Source organism: Neobacillus sp. BP17 (genome assembly GCF_059579525.1).
Genome location: NZ_CM184198.1, coordinates 3,820,002 through 3,841,307 on the forward strand (window position 1 = coordinate 3,820,002; position 21,306 = coordinate 3,841,307).

21 protein-coding genes are annotated in these 21,306 nt (G+C 38.1%); 6 read left to right on the plus strand and 15 right to left on the minus strand.

Going from position 1 to position 21,306, the window contains the following annotated elements:
* Positions 1 to 55 precede the first annotated feature (55 nt).
* The 4 genes from AC4QJR_RS18495 to AC4QJR_RS18510 form a co-directional block, all read right to left on the minus strand.
* Complete coding sequence (locus AC4QJR_RS18495) at positions 56 to 745, minus strand: ABC transporter ATP-binding protein (protein WP_496526708.1); 690 nt, start codon at positions 743 to 745, stop codon at positions 56 to 58.
* Positions 746 to 749: 4 nt separating this feature from the next.
* Positions 750 to 1,826 carry an ABC transporter permease gene (locus tag AC4QJR_RS18500; protein WP_496523816.1) on the minus strand — a complete coding sequence of 359 codons (1,077 nt, stop codon included), beginning with the start codon at positions 1,824 to 1,826 and terminating at the stop codon, positions 750 to 752.
* Positions 1,827 to 1,897: 71 nt separating this feature from the next.
* Positions 1,898 to 3,283, minus strand: coding sequence for a sensor histidine kinase (locus tag AC4QJR_RS18505; protein WP_496523817.1), 1,386 nt, complete (start codon positions 3,281 to 3,283; stop codon positions 1,898 to 1,900).
* Between the two features lie 3 nt (positions 3,284 to 3,286).
* The gene (locus AC4QJR_RS18510) at positions 3,287 to 3,958 is read right to left on the minus strand and encodes a response regulator transcription factor (RefSeq protein ID WP_496523818.1); all 672 of its coding nucleotides are present in this window, start codon (positions 3,956 to 3,958) and stop codon (positions 3,287 to 3,289) included.
* Between the two features lie 174 nt (positions 3,959 to 4,132).
* On the opposite strand from AC4QJR_RS18510, the gene AC4QJR_RS18515 reads away from it, so the two are divergent.
* Both AC4QJR_RS18515 and AC4QJR_RS18520 read left to right on the plus strand, forming a co-directional pair.
* The gene (locus tag AC4QJR_RS18515) at positions 4,133 to 5,257 is read left to right on the plus strand and encodes an ABC transporter ATP-binding protein (RefSeq protein WP_496523819.1); all 1,125 of its coding nucleotides are present in this window, start codon (positions 4,133 to 4,135) and stop codon (positions 5,255 to 5,257) included.
* Positions 5,257 to 6,816, plus strand: a complete 1,560-nt coding sequence (locus tag AC4QJR_RS18520; RefSeq protein WP_375374909.1) for an ABC transporter permease/substrate-binding protein — start codon at positions 5,257 to 5,259, stop codon at positions 6,814 to 6,816. The genes AC4QJR_RS18515 and AC4QJR_RS18520 overlap by 1 nt, the downstream gene beginning before the upstream one ends.
* A gap of 512 nt (positions 6,817 to 7,328) precedes the next feature.
* On the opposite strand, the gene AC4QJR_RS18525 is transcribed toward AC4QJR_RS18520, so the two are convergent.
* A complete protein-coding gene (locus AC4QJR_RS18525; RefSeq protein ID WP_496523820.1) occupies positions 7,329 to 7,946 on the minus strand; it encodes a GntR family transcriptional regulator in 618 nt (205 codons plus the stop codon).
* Between the two features lie 169 nt (positions 7,947 to 8,115).
* On the opposite strand from AC4QJR_RS18525, the gene AC4QJR_RS18530 reads away from it, so the two are divergent.
* Both AC4QJR_RS18530 and AC4QJR_RS18535 read left to right on the plus strand, forming a co-directional pair.
* Positions 8,116 to 8,682: a DUF2238 domain-containing protein gene (locus AC4QJR_RS18530; protein WP_496523821.1), complete on the plus strand. Its 567-nt coding sequence runs from the start codon at positions 8,116 to 8,118 to the stop codon at positions 8,680 to 8,682.
* 14 nt (positions 8,683 to 8,696) lie between these two features.
* Complete coding sequence (locus AC4QJR_RS18535; RefSeq protein WP_496526709.1) at positions 8,697 to 9,272, plus strand: DUF2238 domain-containing protein; 576 nt, start codon at positions 8,697 to 8,699, stop codon at positions 9,270 to 9,272.
* Positions 9,273 to 9,314: 42 nt separating this feature from the next.
* Here AC4QJR_RS18535 and AC4QJR_RS18540 read toward each other — a convergent pair whose 3' ends face one another.
* The 10 genes from AC4QJR_RS18540 to AC4QJR_RS18585 form a co-directional block, all read right to left on the minus strand.
* Positions 9,315 to 10,676: an aspartate kinase gene (locus AC4QJR_RS18540; RefSeq protein ID WP_496523822.1), complete on the minus strand. Its 1,362-nt coding sequence runs from the start codon at positions 10,674 to 10,676 to the stop codon at positions 9,315 to 9,317.
* Between the two features lie 163 nt (positions 10,677 to 10,839).
* Positions 10,840 to 11,454 carry an NUDIX hydrolase gene (locus AC4QJR_RS18545; RefSeq protein ID WP_496523823.1) on the minus strand — a complete coding sequence of 205 codons (615 nt, stop codon included), beginning with the start codon at positions 11,452 to 11,454 and terminating at the stop codon, positions 10,840 to 10,842.
* A 112-nt stretch (positions 11,455 to 11,566) separates the two neighbouring features.
* Complete coding sequence (locus AC4QJR_RS18550) at positions 11,567 to 12,724, minus strand: homogentisate 1,2-dioxygenase (protein WP_496523824.1); 1,158 nt, start codon at positions 12,722 to 12,724, stop codon at positions 11,567 to 11,569.
* A 4-nt stretch (positions 12,725 to 12,728) separates the two neighbouring features.
* On the minus strand, positions 12,729 to 13,655 hold the full coding sequence (locus AC4QJR_RS18555; RefSeq protein WP_496523825.1) for a fumarylacetoacetate hydrolase family protein: 927 nt from the start codon (positions 13,653 to 13,655) through the stop codon (positions 12,729 to 12,731).
* A 16-nt stretch (positions 13,656 to 13,671) separates the two neighbouring features.
* On the minus strand, positions 13,672 to 14,283 hold the full coding sequence (locus tag AC4QJR_RS18560) for a flavin reductase family protein (RefSeq protein WP_098574968.1): 612 nt from the start codon (positions 14,281 to 14,283) through the stop codon (positions 13,672 to 13,674).
* Positions 14,284 to 14,369: 86 nt separating this feature from the next.
* Positions 14,370 to 15,485, minus strand: a complete 1,116-nt coding sequence (gene hppD, locus AC4QJR_RS18565) for a 4-hydroxyphenylpyruvate dioxygenase (RefSeq protein WP_098574969.1) — start codon at positions 15,483 to 15,485, stop codon at positions 14,370 to 14,372.
* A gap of 242 nt (positions 15,486 to 15,727) precedes the next feature.
* On the minus strand, positions 15,728 to 16,522 hold the full coding sequence (locus AC4QJR_RS18570) for an ABC transporter ATP-binding protein (protein WP_098574970.1): 795 nt from the start codon (positions 16,520 to 16,522) through the stop codon (positions 15,728 to 15,730).
* Entirely contained in the window at positions 16,506 to 17,528 is a 1,023-nt protein-coding gene (locus AC4QJR_RS18575) for an ABC transporter permease (protein WP_496523826.1), read from the minus strand. The genes AC4QJR_RS18570 and AC4QJR_RS18575 overlap by 17 nt, the downstream gene beginning before the upstream one ends.
* Before the next feature lie 108 nt (positions 17,529 to 17,636).
* The gene (locus tag AC4QJR_RS18580; protein WP_098574972.1) at positions 17,637 to 18,635 is read right to left on the minus strand and encodes an ABC transporter substrate-binding protein; all 999 of its coding nucleotides are present in this window, start codon (positions 18,633 to 18,635) and stop codon (positions 17,637 to 17,639) included.
* 244 nt (positions 18,636 to 18,879) lie between these two features.
* The gene (locus AC4QJR_RS18585; RefSeq protein ID WP_269320597.1) at positions 18,880 to 19,008 is read right to left on the minus strand and encodes a hypothetical protein; all 129 of its coding nucleotides are present in this window, start codon (positions 19,006 to 19,008) and stop codon (positions 18,880 to 18,882) included.
* 251 nt (positions 19,009 to 19,259) lie between these two features.
* Between AC4QJR_RS18585 and AC4QJR_RS18590 the strand changes: the two genes are divergently transcribed.
* Both AC4QJR_RS18590 and AC4QJR_RS18595 read left to right on the plus strand, forming a co-directional pair.
* Positions 19,260 to 19,796, plus strand: a complete 537-nt coding sequence (locus AC4QJR_RS18590; protein WP_496523827.1) for a cytochrome c oxidase subunit II — start codon at positions 19,260 to 19,262, stop codon at positions 19,794 to 19,796.
* 1 nt (position 19,797) lies between these two features.
* Entirely contained in the window at positions 19,798 to 21,264 is a 1,467-nt protein-coding gene (locus tag AC4QJR_RS18595; protein WP_496523828.1) for a cbb3-type cytochrome c oxidase subunit I, read from the plus strand.
* Positions 21,265 to 21,306 lie beyond the last annotated feature (42 nt).

The window sequence follows — 21,306 nt, forward strand, 5'->3', positions numbered from 1 at the left end:
TTCAACTTTATCTTCTAAAAAGCTAGCAATCACTCAGATTGCTAGCACTTTACATTTAAACTCTGTTTCCTTGCTCCATAAGTTGTCCATCCTTCATTACGTAAATCCGATCACATAGCGGCAGAATCTGTTCGTCGTGTGTAACAATGATAGCAGATTTGTTTTGCTCCTTAACGATTTTTGCGATTAACTCAATTATGGACATGCTTCGATTTGAATCCAAACTGGCTGTTGGTTCATCCGCTAAGATGATTTCCGGATCATTAATAAACGCTCTAGCAATGGCGACTCGTTGCTTTTCTCCACCCGATAACTGGCGGGGATAAAATTTAGATCGTTGCTCCATCCCAACTGCAACTAACATCTCGTTAATCTTTCTTTTACTTTCCTTGCTCCACTGGTTCGCCATTTTTAAAACAAGGCTCAATTGCTCTTCTACCTTTAAATAAGGGACTAAGTTCGATGTTTGGAAAATATAACCTAGGTGATTTAATCTAATGTTTGCTTTATCAATATCACTAAAGGTTGCAATGTCTGTGCCATTTACAATGACTTTTCCTTTATCAGGAGATTGCAAAGCACCTGCAATCGATAAAAACGTGGATTTTCCCGACCCTGAAGGACCAATAATCGCAACCACTTCGCCCGTTTTTAAACGGAAGGATAAGTTTTTCACGATATGATTTTCCTTATCGCCATCTTTAAATGATTTTTCAACCTGTTCTAATTTTAATGGTTCCATCATCATATTATTCTACTCTCCCCATTGCTTGAATTGGATCGGCCTTCACAATATTAAATACCGATAATAATGAGCCGAATATCGACACAATAAATAATAACCCTGAGAATTTAGCAATTTGCACAAAATCAAATATAAATGGGATATCATCAGGAAGAATAGACATAAAGCCCTTAGTAAAGGCTACAGCTGCTGCAATACTAACAATAGATAACATAATCACCTGAAAGATAGTTGATTTAACCAATTGACTCGATTTAGCACCGATGGCTTTTAAGATGCCAAACTGTGCCGTTTTTTGTATGGTCATAATATAAAAGAATGCGGCTAATACAAACAAAGCGATCACGATTAAAAACGATAACATCATATAAAGCGAATTTTGTTCAGCCGAATACCCAGGAATGCCCTTGACCACTTGATCCTTTTTTACCCATTCCCCATCTTTATATAAACTAGAAATGGATTTTTCCAATCCTAGATCCGCTTTGTTTATGGCAATTCCGTTATATTCACTTTTGTTTGAGCCGCCAGCGAGTTCCTCCCAGGTGTCAAGGGAAATAAGCGCAACTGGTGTATGGCTAAAGGTTTTGTCATCAAGGAAGCCCGCAACCCTTAAACTGACCCCGCTCCGCGCATCTTTCACAATCATTCCTTTCTTAAGAGTTCCCGATAGCGAGCGGTCTAGTATGACAGAATTCTCCCCGTTTGATTCTAAACTCTTACCATCTGGATCTAAAAAACTTCCTGGCTGTACAGCCATAAATGTAATATCTAATTTATCTTCAGAATTCACTTTAGAAATGGCCCCCATTTGAATACCAATTGGCTGAGCCTCACTTTTTGCTGTCAATTTTTCTATATCCACCGTTAAATGCGAGCGATCAATGCGCCCCTCTGCACTTTTTTGCAGGTACAAAGAATGTGCCGGCATGTTAATAATCGAAGAAGCATTATTCATCGACAAGCCATTGGCAAGTCCACTAATGACAAAAACAAGTATCGCTACAAAAAAGAGAATAAAGCTGATTAACAAATATCTCACTTTAAAAAATGTCATTTCCTTAAACGGTAATGAATACATAAAAAATTCACCTTCCCTTTCATTTCACAAACAGAATACTGTTCGAACATGAACGGAAGATGAACATGACTTTACAATTTGGGAAGCAGCACAGTAATAGTAGTACCTTTTCCCTCTATGCTTTCTATATCGATTTTTCCATGGTGCAAATCAACGATGGATTTGACGATTGACAGGCCTAAACCTGTTCCCTCAACTGAACGTGCTCTAGAGGCATCCGCCCGGTAAAAACGGTCAAAGATTCTGCTGAGATCCTTCTGACTTAATCCCACACCAGAATCTTTAATAACTACTAAAACTTCTTTATCCGCTTCAGTCAATTCGATATCAATCGTACCATTTTCACGATTATACTTAATCGCATTCGTCAGCAGATTTTCCCAGACAGAATATAGTAATGCTGGGTCCCCTTTAACCCTGGCATCAGAGAGTGAGTAACTCATCATTATTCCTTTTTCCAGGGTGCTCCATTCGTATTGGTGAATAACAGCTTTGAGCTGTTCAGCTATATCTACGCTACTAACTTCCATTAAATCCTTTTTACTTTCAATAGTGGATAGAAGTAATAGCTGCTTGGTCATTCTGGAGATTCTGTCTACCTCGAATTGAACCACGCGTATATATTGTTGCTCTTCTTGCTTACTTTTGCCGCTATTTTCCAATAAGTTTAAATACCCTTTTATATTGGTAAGTGGTGATTGGATATCATGAGATATATCAGAAATTAGTTCTTTTCTTAACGAATCTACTTGTGCTAATTTTTCTGTCATCCTCGTAAAGCTGACTGCTAAATTTCCAAGTTCATCGCTTCGGGTAATATCCAACTTGATGGAAAAATTTCCTCCGGCAATTGCTTTCGTAGCGATATTAAGCTTTCTTATCGGCTTGACTAAATATTTGGTACTAATTAGAACCAATATAACGCTTAATAAAATTGAAATGATTAGCAGCCAGCCAAAAAGAATATGCATCTCGTTAAACATAAGCTTAATATCTGGCCTGATAAAAATGGCATGTACTTCTCCTTTATACTCAAAAGGGACACCAACTGAGTTTTTTAATTCGTTGGCAAAAAATCCGGTTACAAAGGTTTTATGAGGAAAATTTCGAACCCCATGATAAACCTCACCATCTAAAACTTTTTCTGGAATATTTGCTGGTAAATTCTTTTCTCTAAATGACGAGCCAAAATAATGCTTGTTTCCTTCATTATTGACCAAAAGTATTTGGTAACCAATCGTACCGAGATGGTCAAAATAGTCCTGGAGACTAATCAAAGGGTGCTTACTAGCAAATTCCGCTATTTCATAGGCAATATTCATGATTTTCTCATCATTTTGCTCTTTCAATTTTAGCTGATAATAAGCATTCGAAAGAAAAAAAGAAATAATTCCGCTGACAACCATAATCATGATCGTAATAAAGGCGAATTTACTATACAAAGATTTCATGATCATTAGTTAAAGAACCTCCAGGGAATATCCTACCCCTCTAATCGTTTTGATGGTAAAATCCTCGGCAATATTCGCAAACCTTTCGCGTAACCGTTTGATATGGACATCCACGGTTCTTTCATCTCCTTCAAAATGAAGACCCCATATTTTTTCAATCAAGTGACCACGGCTAAACACTTGATTAGGATGGGTAGCAAGAAAAGATAAAAGATCAAATTCCTTTAACGGGAGCATAAAGGTCTTGTTATTGATTTTAACTTCATAGCTTTTTTTGTTTATGTATAAGTTTCCAACCTTAATATTTGCTACCCCAGATTTTCCATATCTTCTTAAAAGGGCATTGACTCTAAATATTAATTCTTTGGGTTCAAACGGTTTAATTAAGTAATCATCCGTGCCTGATTCAAATCCCTTTTCCTTATCTTCAATTTGGCTTTTGGCCGTTAATAAGATAATCGGAATGTCATACACTTTTCGGATTTCAGTTGTTAAAAGGTATCCATTCATGACTGGCATCATGATATCTACGATTGCTAAATCACAATCCTCTATATTTAATAATCCAAGTGCAGCTTCCCCATTTTCCGCTGCAATTGTTTTAAATCCTTCTCTCATCAGCAAACTTATTACAAGATTGCGGATATATTCATCATCATCAACAATTAAAATTGTTTTCATCTCATCACCTGCTTACTCCATAGCGCTATATTCCTCACCTCATTGTACTTAATGGCTCATTAATTGGAAAGAAGCAAAATTGTGATGAATTAGACAAAGTAACAACTTATATGTTAGTATTAAGTTGTCACATTGACGACCGGTTCATTTTTATTGTCAAAGGAGGAAGAAAAATTGATAGAGTTTAAGAATATTGTTAAAAAATATCGATCAAAGACAATTATTAAACCTTTTTCGTTAGATATCGAAGCTGGCCAGCTGGTTGTTTTTATTGGACCAAGTGGATGCGGAAAAACGACATTGTTGAAAATGATTAATAAATTGATTCAGCCAACGTCGGGGCAAATTTTTGTAGATGGGGCGGATATTTCGACCATGAATCCGATTGAGCTGCGTAGGAATATTGGTTATGTGATTCAAAATACGGGATTGTTTCCTCATATGTCTATTAAAGAAAATTTAGAGTTGATTCCCAAACTTAAAGGAGAAGATCCTGATTCCATAGCAAAGAAAACTGGAGAACTGCTTGAATTGGTTGGATTAGACCCGAAAGAATTCTTACATCGCTTTCCAAAGGAATTAAGTGGTGGTCAGCAGCAAAGAATTGGGGTAGCAAGAGCTTTTTCAACCAACTCCGATATCATTTTAATGGATGAACCATTTAGTGCGTTAGATCCTGTCACAAGAAGTTCGCTTCAAGATGAACTCTTCCAAATGCAAAAGGAACTTAACAAAACGATTATCTTTGTTACCCATGATATGGACGAAGCTATTAAAATAGCAGATAAGATTTGTATTTTAAAAGACGGGGATATACTTCAATATGATACCCCTGAAAATATTTTAAAGAATCCTGCCAATGACTTTGTTGAAGACTTTATTGGTAAAAGAAGAGTTTGGAACAATCCTGAATTATTAATGGCTGAGGATATTATGATTCCTAATCCTGTGAAGATCACCTCTATGCGCACAGTGCTACAGGCGATTGAAATAATGAAGGACCAAAAAGTCGATAGTCTTATGGTTACAGATAAAAGTAATGTCCTTAAAGGTTTAGTGACGTTAAAGAGCATTCAATTGCTCAATCGCACAACCTCAATTGAAAAGGTAATGGAACAAAATGTCCTTTCGGTTTCACAGGATGCCAATTTGATATCAGTTTTAGCAACAATGAATGAACATAAAATTGGTTATGTGCCGGTTGTGAACAGTCATAAACAGCTGATTGGACTTATAACTAGAAGTAGTATTCTTTCTGCACTAAGCAGCCAGTTAATTGATTTGGAGGTGGCCTTTTAATGAGTGGATTTATGAACTATTTAACCACTAACTATGAGCAAGTATTCAGTCTACTGGGCCAGCATCTTTACTTAAGCGTAATATCTGTCCTAGTAGCAATTATTATCGGGATCCCACTCGGTATATTAATCTCTAGAGAGCAAAAACTTGCAAAACCGATAATAGGAACAACCAATGTGATTCAAGCAGTACCTAGTTTGGCCTTACTTGGATTTCTTATTCCATTCGTTGGGATTGGCAGTACTCCTGCGATTATTATGGTCGTTCTTTATTCATTGCTTCCTATTGTCAAAAACACGTATACAGGTTTAACGAATATTGATGGAGATATTCTGGAAGCCGCCAGAGGTATCGGTCTGACCAAGAGTCAAACGATGAGAAAGGTTCAGTTACCACTAGCCTTCCCGATGATTATGGCGGGTATCAGAATTTCAGCGGTTACCGCTGTTGGATTAATGACAATCGCTGCCTTCATTGGTGCTGGCGGACTAGGATATCTCGTTTTCTCAGGTGTACAAACGGTCGATAATTATATGATTTTAGCAGGAGCGATTCCCGCCTGTATTCTTGCCCTAGTTATCGATTTTATCGTAGGAAAACTAGAATCCTCACTTTCCTATACTAGCAAACAATCTTCAGCAAAAAAGACCGGGAAAACCACTAAAAAAATGATGATTAGTTTTGCGAGTATTGTCATCATCATTGCCGGTGCATTTACTGTTTATTCAAAAGTAAACGCAGAGGATAAGATTGTGATCGGTTCTAAAAATTTCAGTGAACAATTAATATTAGGAAATATGCTTGCAGATCTAATAGAAAATAAGACTGATATTCAAGTAGAAAGAAAACTAAATCTTGGCGGCAGTCAGGTGGCCTTCAGCGCCCTTAAAAATGGGGATATTGATATGTATGTTGAGTATACCGGGACAGGGTTAGTGAATATTTTAAATCAGCCGCCCCAAAGTAATCCGGACAAAGTCTACAATATTGTCCAGAAGGAATTCAAGCAAAAATATGGTTTTGAATTGTTAAAACCGATTGGATTTAATAACACTTACGCCTTAGCTGTTCGTCAAGATACTGCAAAGGAATTTAACTTAAAGACGATATCTGATTTAACCAAAATCAGCAATGGATTAACCATGGGTCCAACCATCGAATTCCCTAATCGTGAGGATGGATTAATCGGACTGACAAAAACGTATAATATGAAATTTAAAGAGGTAAAACCCGTTGACGGAGGATTGCGCTACACGGCATTAGCCAACCATAAGAGTGATGTCATCGATGCCTTTTCAACGGATGGTTTACTTGAAGCGTTCCACTTAAAGGTATTAAAGGATGATAAGAACTTTTTCCCTCCTTATTATGCGGTACCGATGTTAAAAGAAGAAACGTTAAAGGAACATCCAGAACTTAGAAAAGTGATAAATTCCTTGGCTGGTAAGTTAACTGATGAAAAAATGCGAAAACTGAACTATAAGGTCGACAGCCTTAAGCAGTCACCAGCCAAAGTCGCAAAGGAATTTTTAGAAAGTGAAGGATTATTAGAAAAATAGTGCATTTAAGAAAAAGCTGGTCCTCAAAAATAAAAGGTTCCGTTTACGGGTGCTTTCTTAATAAAAAGACACAAGAATTGACGTATGCATTAGCATACGTCTTTTTCTTTATTTATGAAGTTCCTACTACTAAAGCTTTCTTAAATTTGAAATAGCATTTGACATCATTATTGAGGGTCCGCACTTATCTGTTTGGGCATCGGGTTAAGTACCCGAGCTGATAAATAGACGGAAATTTTCCGCTTAATTCGTAATTATTATTAAAAAAGGGGGTAAATAGACGGAGAAATTCCGCCTATTTACTCGAAAAACGTGAAAATGGGAGATTTTGCTTTGCATAAACGGAAAATCTCCCCTTATTTCCCCCGAAATGAGCGCCATTCTGCATTTAACCGGAAAATCTCCTCTTATTTTTCCTATGCTGGTTACTCTATTTAGAACGAGTCATAAGGCACTACAAAACGGAACCCTTTACCTAAAAAGCCGGCTTTTTTGCATCTTTAAATCCCTTCTTACTCTGCCATAAAATGAAGGACTCGGTCATATGTTTCTTCAGCACCTATAACAAGGAGGACATCCCCTTCTTGTATTACGGCATAGGGGCCTGGTGAAATAATTAATTCTCCCTTTCGTTTCATCCCGATAACAGTTCCCCCAGTATTTTGCCAAAACTTCAATTCCGAAATAGTTTTGCCAATATGTATACAATCCGAAACTACCTCTACTTCGATGGGTGCAAGTGGGTTCGTATGACGAAGCTTTCCTGAATAGTCCATAATTTTTCGGAGCGTATCAAAGAGCTGTTCATCGAGCTTGTCTCTTTTGGAAATGAGGGAGTTCATTTGCTTCTCAAGATCTTTGATGCTTGCAAGATTTGAAAACCGTTGAATATATTTATAAGCATTCTCCCGAGAAGAAATAACAATTCCACTGCCTTTTGTAGAGTGGACTATCTCAACATCTTCCAAAATTTTTATAGCTCTTCGAATAGTTTCAGGAGAAACCTTATATTCACTGGCTAAGGTTGATCTCCCGTGAATTTTTTCTCCCACCTTAAATTTCCCATCATATATTCTATTTGCTAAATCTATCGCAATTCGCTCGTAAGTTGGTATTTGTGCCTTTTGCATAATATCCTCCGCAACCATCTTTATCTTGGTCTATTCCTACAATGTGCTACCTCTCCAATATACTCTTTTGTATGTGCCTATGCGAGTTTTCAATACAAAATTATCGGAGTGATTTCAATTATTTTTATTGGATATAATTGTAATGAACGATGATTAATGAGGTGAGTCATTGAAACGGAAAATACTTATTCTTCTAGGTAGTATATTTGTGTTATTAATGATTGTCTTATTTATTTTTTTCCTTGTTAAAGGGCAGCCTTCAAAATGGCAAGTAGCCCTCGGAGGGATAATCGTGTGCGCGTTGCCCATGCTGCTGATTTTTAAGAAAAACATACCATTTAACCTGCCAAGCATCGTTGGGTTTTATCTATTTATCTTTTGTACCACGTATTTAGGGACTATAGGGGATTTTTATCTTAAATATAGATGGTGGGATTCGACCATACATTTTTATAAAGGTGTATATGTCGCTTGTGTTGGCATAACATTATATAAATTAATGATACCTGAACAAGTAAGAAAGGATACCTCACGTTGGATTATTTCAATTTTCGTTCTATCCCTTTCTGTCCTAGCAAGTGTACTTTGGGAGATTTATGAGTTTATTGGGGATTTGACCTTCACACACATCATGCAGCTTGGTGGAAATAAAGATACGATGTATGACCTGTTGTGTGGGTTTTCCGGAGGACTCTTAATTGCCATTTACGCCTATTTTCGAAAACCAAAAGTTTAAAGAGGTGCATTTTGTTGAATCGAAAACTTGTCATCACTTTAAGTGCCATTTATGTCCTTTTCATGGCAGTCTTAGCGGTCTATTACTATACAAAGGGAGAATCCTTTGAAGGCTCAGTCGCAATTGGCGGTATTGTATGCGGTGCGATTCCGTTATTATTGGCATTATTCACCAAACTACAATTCAATTTACCAATTGTCATTTCCTATTTAATTTTCTTAGTTGGCTCTCAATATTTAGGTTCTATCCTAGGCTGGTATGGTCTTGGTTGGTGGGATACTTTTATGCATTTGGTCAGTGGAGCGATTCTCGCATTTTCTGGGATTACTTTATATGAACGATTGATTCATCGAAATGCTGGGGATAAGATTTCGCCATGGTTTGTGTTTTTATTTACGCTATCCTTTGCAGCACTCGGTGGTGTATTATGGGAAATTTATGAATTTAGCTCCGACCAATTTTTCGATATGACCTTACAAGGTGGAGGAAATAAAGATACAATGACCGATTTAATTGCTGATACAATTGGGGGGTTGATTATTGCAGTACTTGCCGGAATCCGTACTCGGAAAAAGTTAAAAAACCTGTAATAAAAAGGTACGTCGTTGGACGTACCTTTTAAAATATTGATATTAAACCGTAACTGCCACAAAAAATTCCTCATAAAGTGCTTGAACCGCTCTCTTTTCATCTACTTCTTTTACCCCGAACATCATACTAACTTCTGACGACCCTTGGTTAATCATTTCAATATTGATATGAGCTTTCGCCAGTGCCTTGGAAGCTCTTGACATGGTCCCAACATTATGGCGCATTCCCTCGCCAACCACCATTATAAGTGCAAGACTATGCTCAATCTTTACTTGATCAGTATGAAGTTCTGTTTCAATCCGTTCCTTAATCGCCTTCTCCATTTCCGCATCCATTTGATTTTCTCGAAGGATGACTGAAACATCATCAATGCCTGAAGGGGTATGCTCATAAGATAATCCGAAGTCTTCTAAGATACTTAACAGCTTCCGTCCAAAGCCTATCTCTCTATTCATTAGGTATTTGCTTACGTATATACTACAAAATCCTTGGTCACTGGCAATACCAATCACTGGTCCATTTGTGTTGTCTCGTTCATAGACAATCTTTGTTCCAGGTGCACTTGGATTATTTGTATTTTTGATTTGAACAGGAATTCCTGCTCTGAACGCCGGAACAAGTGCTTCATCATGCAATACAGTAAATCCCGCATATGAAAGTTCACGCATTTCCCGGTAAGTCAGTTCTTTTATTTCTTTCGGACTTTTTACAATGAAGGGATTGACGGAATACACTGCATCGACATCAGTAAAATTCTCATAAATGTCAGCTTTAAGGGCATTGGCTAAGATGGATCCAGTAATGTCGGATCCGCTCCGTGAAAAGGTAAACACCTCACCTTGCCTGCTATAACCAAAGAAACCTGGAAATATTAGGATCCCCTTTCGTTCGTTCAACAAATATAATTGATTATAAGCTTCTGGCAGCACCTGAGCGTTACCAGGCTCATCACTGACAAGCAGCCCCGCTTCTTTCGGGTCTATGTAAGAAGCTTCTACGCCCTGCTTACGGAAATAGGCAGCCACCAATTTGGCGTTGTTATCCTCACCACTTGCTTTTAACAAATCCAGAAAACGATCAGGTTTTGTTTTATCTGCACTCAGCCGATTTGCTAAATCTTCTTGAATTTCGATAATAATGTCATGTGACAGTGATAATTCTTCTGCGATTGAGCAGTATCTTTCAAGGACTGCCTCAAATGGTTCTCTTGGGTCTTTATTTTGTAAACAAAGTTCTCCACATTCAATCAATAAATCTGTTACCTTATCATCCTCTGCAAACCTTTTCCCGGGGGCAGAAACGACAACCACTTTTCTTTCGGGGTCTGAAACTACAATTTTAAATACCTTCTCCAGTTGTTTTCCTGATGCTAGTGAGGACCCACCAAACTTTACGACCTTCATCCCTACATCTCCCTAATTCTAAAAATATAATCTTAATTTTAATCATATTCAGAAAATAATCAAGCTTTTTCTTTTATAGAAAGACATTTGTTCACCCCTGGCGTACAACCAAAAACAAGAGTGGATCTTGGCTAGAAATCCACTCTTTTTTTCGGAACTAAAACTAACGAAGTAAATCAATAAAATGGGCAAGAATCTTGGCCGTAAGCCCCCAAATCACTTTTCCATCATAACGGTAGAAATACTCATCAACCCCACGTGTCCGCCATTTATATTTTTCTCCCCCAACAATAAGGTCAAAGGGAAAATTCACCTCGGGTTCTGCCTTAAATTCTATACGATAAATCTCTGGTTCATTTTTTATTAAAAATGATAGCGGCACGGTAAAAATCTCACCAACTTCTGAAGGGTTAGGAACAATTGGATTAGGTGTTTTAATGTAGCCAACAAAAGGATAGATTATCATTCCAAAAGGTGAAATCATAAAATCCAATGGGAGTACATTTGATATACTCTCCTTGCTGACACATAATTCTTCAACGGTTTCACGGATAGCGGCTGCTTTTTCGTCGGAATCCTGGGCATCAATCCTCCCCCCTGGAAAACAAATTTCACCGGGCTGCCTTCTAAGTTCCAGGGAACGAACTTCTAACAAAACGTGGACCCCGTCTTCTTTTTCAATGAGTGGGACCATAACAGCATATTTTGAAAACTTTTCACTGCCAAGAATCTTTGGTGTGTGGTTTTTTAATTTAGATAGTATTGGTTCCAACTCCATGACTTCACCTCATTTCATTTTCAAATATCTTATTATTACAATACCACTTTTTACCTGAAGATAAAAAACAATCCAATTTAATTTATTGGATTGTTCGCTAATTAATTTATTCCTATTTCTCATACCATGAATACATATAATTAACATCCTCAATTTCTTGTGCGGTTTTTACGATTTTTAAAGGATGGAAGGTGTCAATCATAACGGCAAGTTCTAACGTTCCCTTTTTTCCAATACTTGCTTCTGTTTTCCCAGGATGCGGCCCATGTGGGATACCGCCTGGATGGAGCGTAATGGAACCTTCCTGTACTCCTTTACGACTCATAAAATTACCCTCCACATAATAGAGAAGTTCGTCGCTGTTCACATTGCTATGATAATATGGCGCCGGTATGGACTCTGGATGGTAGTCATAGAGTCTCGGAACAAATGAACAGACAACAAAATTATTCCCTTCAAAAGTTTGATGGACTGGCGGCGGCTGGTGGACTCTCCCGGTGATTGGTTCAAAATCTTTGATATTAAAAGCCCAAGGATATAAATATCCATCCCAGCCCACTACGTCAAGGGGATGATGTCCTAAAATATGCGAGGTTATCTTCCCTCTTGATTTTGTTAAGACCTCAAATTCACCCTTTTTATCAAATGCCGTCAGTTCTTCCGGGCCACGAAGGTCCCTTTCACAAAATGGGCTATGTTCTAATAGCTGGCCATATTCATTTCGGTACCGTCTTGGTGTGGTGATTTGGCTGAAGGATTCAACAAACAGCATTTTTGTCTCTTCATTTTCGTTTGGTATAACACGGTATATGGTCCCAATCGGAATAATTAGATAATCTCCCGGCTGGTATGAAAGGGTCCCGAACATCGTTTCCAGTTTTCCCGTCCCATAATGGACATAGAGCATTTCATCTCCATCACCATTCCGATAAAAGCTTGTCATCGGTGCAGTTACATGGGCTGTTCCAATTAATAAATCCTGATTCCCCAAAATATACTCCCTAGCATGGAGGCCATCACCTTTGGTTGAAACTTTACTGGTAAAAAAATGACGGTGTTTGAGTGCCTGCTGGTTCTCATATTCTGGCAAATAATCTCTAACTAATTCCGCTCTCACCACTTCTGTTGGCATATATTGATGATACAAAATCGATTGGGTTCCAGAAAACCCCCGTGTCCCCATTACCTGCTCTCGGAATAGGCTCCCATCCGCCTTTTTAAACATCGTATGCCGTTTGTGCGGTATCTTCCCCATTTGCCGGTAATACATGTTTTCACCTCTCTTCAGCGATTATCTCATTCTGTAACACGCCAAGATGATCAATTTCTAATTTAACTCGATCACCAGGTTTTAACCAACGATGCACTTGTTCACCAAGTTCAAGAATACATCCAGATCCGACAGTTCCTGAACCAATCATCTCACCAGGGTATAAGGTAACACCCGCAGAAGCCCTCTCAATCATCTCTCCAAATGAATAAAATAAGTCTTTCATGTTTCCTTCGGAAAGAAGGCATCCATTTACAGTAGCTTTCATTGTAAGATCAAAGCCTTTTCCTGCTTTTAATGGTTCAAACTCATCCTTTGTAACAATCCATGGTCCTATTGAAGTGGAGAAATCCTTCCCCTTAGCAGGACCAAGGCCAACTTTCATTTCTTTCCTTTGCAGGTCTCTTGCGCTCCAATCATTTAATATACAGTAGCCAAAAATATGCTCATCCGCTTGTTCTGCAGAAATATTTCTGCCTTCTTTACCAATAATGCAGGCAATCTCAAGCTCATAATCAAGCCAGTTACACTCTTTTGGCTTAACAATAGCGTCTCCTGGTCCTTTAATAGCAAGATGATTAGAGAAATAAAAGACAGGGATTTCGTACCATTCTGGAATCATTCCAAGACCCCTATTTTCCCTTGCTTGTTTTACATGCTGTTCAAATGCATAAAAATCACGAAAGCTCCTTGGGTATGGCAGCGGCGCCTTTAAACGAAACTCTCTTAATGGATACACTCCTTTTTGCTCCTTTGTAAATGAGAAACTGGACACTTTTTCTAGATTTGCCATACTATTTTCTAGAAAATCCAAGAGATTACTAGGCAGCATTCCACCTGATGCTTCATGCATATCAACCACATGTTCCTGATCCAATAACCATCCTGCCCTATATGTCCCATCCTTTTTTTCGAAGGTTACGAATTTCACAACATTCACCTTTTTTCTAGGTTTTTCTCTTCATTTCAAACATTTTTGCTAAGGGGTCTGTAAAGATGTTTCCTGCCATTCTTCCTATCGGCATTAGTTTCGCAGAGTCAATCCGTCCCTTATCAAACAGTTCATCGGTTACATGGACATGCACTACTTTTCCAATTACTAGACTTCCTGCCCCAGGCTTTTCACCAAAATGCAATACTTGTTCTAGTTCACATTCTAGGTGGACAAGGGATTCTTTAATGCGCGGCACCTTGACCTTGATACTAGGTTCTTTCGTTAAACCCACTTCCATCATTTCGTCGACATCCGGACTAAATTCAATCGCACAATCATTCATTTGCTCCGCCAAACTGTTACTAACAATATTAATGACAAATTGACCTGTGCTTTCAATGTTTACAAGCGTATCTTTTTTAGCTCCATCTGTTCCTCTTCTCATTGGTGAAAAACAAATGAGCATAGGGTCCGCACAAATGGCCGTAAAAAAACTAAATGGTGCCGCATTAGCAGTCCCCTTCTCATCCACTGTAGAAACAAAAGCTATTGGACGGGGGAGAATGGACCCAACTAATAATTTATACGCCTCTCTCCATTCCAGTGTTTTCGGGGAAATCTCCATTACATTTATCACCTCACTTAGTAGAGCTTTAAATAAGGGAGAGATCACTCTCCCTTTAGCCCTTCTAAACTATTAGTCTCTATTCATTATAAATTTCCTCGTCTTTCCTGCTCCCGCTCAATCGACTCAAATAATGCCTTAAAGTTTCCTTCCCCAAAACCACGTGCCCCTTTTCGTTGAATAACTTCAATAAATAATGTTGGACGGTCAACAATTGGTTTCGAGAAAATCTGCAGTAAATACCCCTCATCATCCCTGTCTACTAAAATATTTAACTCACGCAACTTTTCTATTTCTTCATCAATTTTTCCAATCCGTTCACCTAAGGATTCATAATAAGTATCAGGGGTTTTTAGGAATTCCACTCCATTTTGCTTTAATATAGCTACTGTTGAGACAATATCTTCAGTTAGGATTGCTAAATGCTGTACACCAGGCCCATTATAAAATTCTAGAAATTCCTGAATTTGTGATTTTCGTTTCCCTACCGCAGGTTCATTGATTGGAAACTTGATCCGTCCTCCGTTATGCATAACTTTTGACATAAGTGCAGAGTATTCTGTGGTAATGTCCTTGTCAGAGAAATGTTTCATTTCTTTAAAGCCCATTACCTTAGCATAATACTCTACCCATTCCTCCATGCGCTCAACATTCCCAACGACATGGTCAATCCCAATTAAACCCGCATCTTTCACCGGTAATTCCGCTGAATATGGTTCGAATCCAGGTAAGAACACACCCTGATAATTTTTGCGTTCTATTAACGTATGGATTGTGTCCCCATATGTACCTAGAACAGCTTTTTTAACCACCCCTGATTCATCGCTCATTTCAAATGGGGCCGCAATGGCAATCGCGCCTCGATTCACAGCCTCTTCAAAAGCTTTTTCAACATTATCAACTAAGAGTGCTATATCCTTCACACCGTCTCCATGTTTCTTAACAAATTGGGCTACTGACCCATCCTCACTATAAGAACCTGTAAGCAGGAGACGAATATTCCGCTGCTTTAAGCAGTAGGAAGCGGTTTCACGATTGCCCGTTTCAAGACCCGAATATGCTACTGGTTCAAAACCAAATGCTGTACAGAAAAAGTGACATGCTTGTTTGGCATTACCTGTGTAAATCTCAATATAATCCACGTCTCGAACCGGAAAGAAGTCATTAGCTAATTGGTCTGCTCTTACTCTATTTTCTTTCATTTAGAAACCCCCATTAACCAAATGTAATAATATTCAGAATTAATTCTAATTCAAAGAATCTTGTCCTATCAAGGATAGGGTGTAAAGCAATAACGCTTTTTGGTGCTAAAGAAATCAGGATAATTTTTGCGTTATTTCCCGAAAATGCAAAAAGAAACTTACCCGTTTCGGGAAGTTTCTAATTTAATCATAGTGGAAATATTGTTCACTAGTAGAATAGACATTCAAAAAATTTTTTTCGATTAGGAAAGAATCGCCCGATCACTTGCCATATGTTCACCGCGGATCCGTTTAAACTCTGTTAACAAACTTTCAATTGTCAGCTGCTTCTTATTTTCCTCACTGACCTCTAAAATAATCTGACCCTTGTCCATCATAATTAAACGATTTCCTAAATCAATCGCTTGCTGCATATTATGTGTCACCATTAAGGTAGTCAGTTTGTATTTGTCGACGATTTCTCTCGTCAAATTTGTAATTAATTCCGCTCTTGACGGATCAAGTGCCGCTGTGTGTTCATCAAGAAGGAGGATGGATGGTTCTGTGAAAGTTGCCATCAATAAAGATAATGCTTGGCGTTCTCCACCTGATAATAGCCCCACCTTGGCACTAAGCCGGTTTTCGAGTCCTAAATGCAATGATTCCAATACCTCACGAAAATAATCACGGCGCTTTTTAGTTACCCCTTGGCGAAGGGTTCTCATTTTGTTACGTGAGTACGCCATCGCAAGATTTTCCTCAATTGTCATACTTGGAGCCGTTCCTGCCATTGGGTCCTGAAAGACACGGCCAATCATTTTTGAACGTTTGTACTCTGACATATTGGTAACATTTTTCCCGTTTATTTGAACCTCACCGACATCTGGGATCAATACACCGGAAATGATATTCATTAGTGTAGATTTCCCCGCACCGTTACTTCCAATAACAGTGACAAAATCACCAGGCTGAAGGTTCAGATTCACATGATCGATGGCGATTTTTTCATCCGGAGTCCCTTCATTAAAAATCTTATGAATTTCATTTAAGTGTAGCATGATTGTCCCCCTTCGCTGAAGCATTTGCCTGGATGATATTCCTTCGCTCTGATCTACGTCGGGCTTTACGCTTTTTCTCCTTAGAACCTTCAATGATTTTTGGAGCAGTAAGTGCAATAATAACAATAAGTGCAGTAATCAGCTTCATATCACCTGGGTCTAAGAAATCTACACGCAAGGCTAACGTTACAACAATTCGATAAATAATGGAACCGCCAATCACAGCAAGTGTTGTCCGAGCGATTGTTTTTGTACCAAAAAGGGCTTCACCAATAATAACGGAAGCTAGGCCAATCACAATCATCCCGATTCCCATACCTACGTCTGCAAATCCACCTTGTTGGGCAATCAGAGCACCTGAAAATGCTACTAATGCATTAGATAAACCTAAGCCAAACACAACAAGAAGATTGGTATTAGCAGAAAGGCTGCGAATCATACGTTTATTATCTCCAGTTGCTCTAACAGCAAGACCAATTTCCGTCCTTAGGAACAAATCCGTCAGGAATTTAATCACAAATGTAACGATAATCATAAAAAGAAGAATTCCCCATGTTTCCGGCAGGCTGTCACCGAGACCGACCAAGGAAAGAATATTATTGAAGAATGAATCAATTCCTGTCTTTTCAAAAAATCCACTGATTTTCGTAAAAGCTGTATCTGTATTTAATAAAGGGATATTGGAACGTCCCATAATTCTCAGATTTATTGAATAAAGTGCAATCATCATTAAAATACCGGAAAGCAAGTTGTTAATCTTTCCAAATGTGTGCAGAAGTCCTGTCAAACATCCTGCTGCGAAACCTGCAAATAGTGCCATAATTGTAGCTAAAAATGGATCGGTACCATTCGCAATCATTACCGCTGAAATTGCTGCCCCAGTGACAAAACTCCCATCAACCGTTAAATCTGGAAAATCCAGAATACGAAAGGAAAGATATACGCCCAGTGCCATAATCGCGTAGATGATACCTGCTTCAAATGATCCAAATATGGCTGTAAACATTGAGATCATCCTTTCTTTAATCATTAAGCATCCGTCTTAGATGCAAAATTTTATGTAGTGACAAAGAGGCAGCCTTCTAAATGAAGGCTCCTCATTGAAAAATATTATTTATTTACCTTCGTAGAACTCACCTAAACTACTCCAAGCATCATTGACTTTTAAACCTTGAGCTTCAGCAGCCTTCTTGTTAATTACAAGCTTTAAGCTATTAGGAAGTTCAACAGGAATTTCAGATGCTTTCTTTTTGCCGCTTAAAATGTCAGCTGCCATAATCCCAGATTGATAGCCAAGATCGTAATAACTAAATCCACTCGCAGCAACCGCGCCTTTTTTCATAGAATCTAGTTCACCAACGAACAATGGGATTTTCTTACTGTTTGCAACGGCGATAACTGAGTCAAGTGCAGTAACAACAGTATTATCAGTAGGAATGTAGATGGCATCAACGCGTCCAACTAATGATTCTGAGGCTTGCTTCACTTCTGCTGTAGTAGAAACAGATACTTTTACTAGCTTAGCACCCTTCTCTTTAACAATCTTTTCAACTTCTTCCACCTGAACAACTGAATTTTGTTCCCCTGAGTTATAGATGACCCCAACATTTTTCGCTTTCACTTCGTCAGTAATAAAGCTGATTGTCTTTTTCGTTGCTTCTGGATGGTTATCTGTTGTTCCAGTAATGTTTTTGCCTGGTTTATCAAAAGCCTCTACCAATCCAGCACCCACTGGGTCTGTTACTGAAGTGAAGATAATCGGAATATCTTTGGTAGCATTCAATGCAGCCGTTGCACTAGGCGTAGCATTAGCAAAGATTAAATCTACTTTGTCTCCGACAAAATTATTCGCAATTGTTTGCGTGTTGTTCATGTCTGCTTGAGCGTTTTGTTCATCAAAGCTAACTTTAATTCCTTTATCTTTTAGAGCCTTTTTAAAACCCTCTGTCGCTGCATCTAAAGATGGGTGTGGTGCAAATTGGGTAATACCTACTTTGAATTCCTTATCTGCTCCCCCTTTTTCAGTTCCGCCTGCGGATTCTTTACTTCCACACCCTGCAAGCAGCATCATTCCTGCTAAAGCAATTGAAAATACTTTTCCTTTTTTCTTCACTAGCTAAGTCCCCCTCAAATACTAAAATATTAATTTTCAAAAAATTGAATATATTAAAAATTATTCTAGTATCTTTTTGAAGGAAAATCAATAGATATCGCAAAAATATTTTTTCGCTTTAAAGCAACATAAATGGAATTCTATTCTTTCCTATTATTAATAACAGATTTCTTTCTGCAAAAAATAAAATGCCTCCATGTTAAATGAAGGCATTTTAAAAATTATCTTTTGAAAAATATTATTTTTACCAATCTCGGGTATTTTCAAGTAAAAGGTCGATTTCAACTTTTTTAACAATATTATTATTTTTCTCAGATGTTAGATTTGACGTTGCTTCTAGTAATTTGTCTATATCGATTAGTACAGTACCCATTTCTAACCTCCTGAATGTTAGTTTGTTATTATTTGATAAATCATTCGACAACCTCAATGAAAATAATGGGGGTACTTTTTCAATTAATCTCAAAAAAAATAAAAAAGAGCTAATACTTATGATAGATACCCTAGTGAAAGTATGATATTTTTCACTAATTTCTCATAAAAAGGTGTTTACAATGGAAAATGAAATGAAACAAGCGGTTGGGGGACTGCTTGTTTGATTATTTTTTTATGGGAGGGTTTACTATGTACCAATCTATTGCGTGGTACGCTACATTATTTTTCGTGTTCCTTATCGCACTAGCATTTTCGTTTGTGTACGGGGAATCGAGAAAACTAAAAGAGTATGGATCTATTCAGGAAAAAGGCTATAAAATTCGTAAATTCTATTTTCTTGGATTACTAGCCATTATGGGATTTGCTTCTGCAATTTCACTAAGCAAACTTCCTTACCACGACCAGCACGTACAGGCAAAAGAAAATGGCAAGGTTGTTGAGGTTAGTGGGATACAGTTTGCCTGGGAATTAAGTAATGAAAACTTTACTGTGGGGGAGCCTGTCCAGTTTCGTGTTACAAGTAAAGATGTCACCCATGGGTTTGGGCTGTATGATGAAAAACTGCATTTAATCGCACAAACTCAAGCGATGCCCGACTATACAAATATTATTTCTATTACATTTAAAAAACCGGGAACATATAAAATTATGTGTTTAGAATATTGCAGCACTGGCCACCATGTCATGATTAAAGACATTGTTGTCAAGCCAAAGGGAGGTAATTAATATGGAAAGTAAAGCTCGGAAACAGATTAAAAAAGGCGTTGCATTTTCATTGATGGTTACCTCTGTGGTTCTGGTTTTCATGATGGTTTTCGGAGTGATGATGTTATTAAATCAAGGAAATGTCGTAAAAATTTCTCCTCAATTGTTTTATAAAGTAATGACCATTCACGGAACAGGAATGATCGGTATCGCCGCACTGGGCGGAAGCGCCATCATGTGGTATTATTTATCGAAATATATTCATTTGAATCCAAAGGTTTTCTTTACCAACCTCATCTTATCTTTGATTGGTGTGGTTATGATACTTGCCGCTATTTTTGTTTTTAATTTTTCTGATGGTTGGACATTCCTTTATCCCCTTCCATCTGCCTCAGCAAAACTAAATGGATCAGCAGGTGCACTATTCTTTTTATTTGGGCTGTTACTGTTAGGCATTGGCTATTTGGTCATGTATTTTTATTTAGCAGCAAGGCTGATCAAAGAATATGGCGGTCTAGGTAAATCACTAGGCTGGGATTATATTTTCAGGGGCAAAAAGGGATATGGACCACCTGCTGCTGTTGTTGCCACAACGATGGTCATTATCGCTAACTCCACTGGAATCTTAGCAGGTGCTACAGTCATAGTTGAATCAATTGTTAATATACTTAATCCAAAGTTCACCTTCGATCCAATGCTCGCAAAACACTTAACCTATGCATTTGGCCATATTTTTGCTAATTGCACCATTTATATGGCAGTTATTGCTGTCTATGAAGTGCTCTCTGAATATACTGGACGTCCCTGGAAATCCAATAAAGCCTTCCTAATTGCATGGAATTTTTCCACTCTGTTTACTTTAATGATTTATACACACCATTTGTTAATGGATTTTGCAGTCCCAAGATGGATGTTAATTATCGGTCAAATATTTTCTTATGCAAATGGTTTACCAGTCATGGTTGTCACTGCATATGGAGCATTGATGATTGTGTTCCGCTCGGCTGTTAAATGGGACTTTGCTTCAAGTATGATGTTTTTGGCAATGTTCGGATGGGTCGCAGGTGCAGTACCTGCGATTATCGATGCTACAATCGTGGTGAACCATGTGATGCACAATACGAAATGGGTGCCAGGCCATTTCCACACGTACATGGGAATGGGTGTTATTGCGATGATCTTCGGTTTTATGTATTATTTCACAAGAACTGAAGGAACACAAAAGCAAAAGGGAATCGATAATTTGGCTATCTCTACCTATTTTTTCTTCTTTACGGGTTTAGCAGGCTCATTCCTTTATGCTGGAAAAATAAGTACCCCGCGTCGCTGGGCTGAACACTTACCAGAGTGGACAGGAGCGGATCAAGTTGGAGCACTGTGCGGGGTCTTAATTATCATCGCTGCAGTCATTTTTACCATAAGATTTATTATTGGTTTAAGAACTTTAGGTAAGAACTCTGAGACTAATTCATTAAAGTCGGTATCATAAGTAAAAATCCAGCCAAAGCAATCTTGGCTGGATTTTATTAGT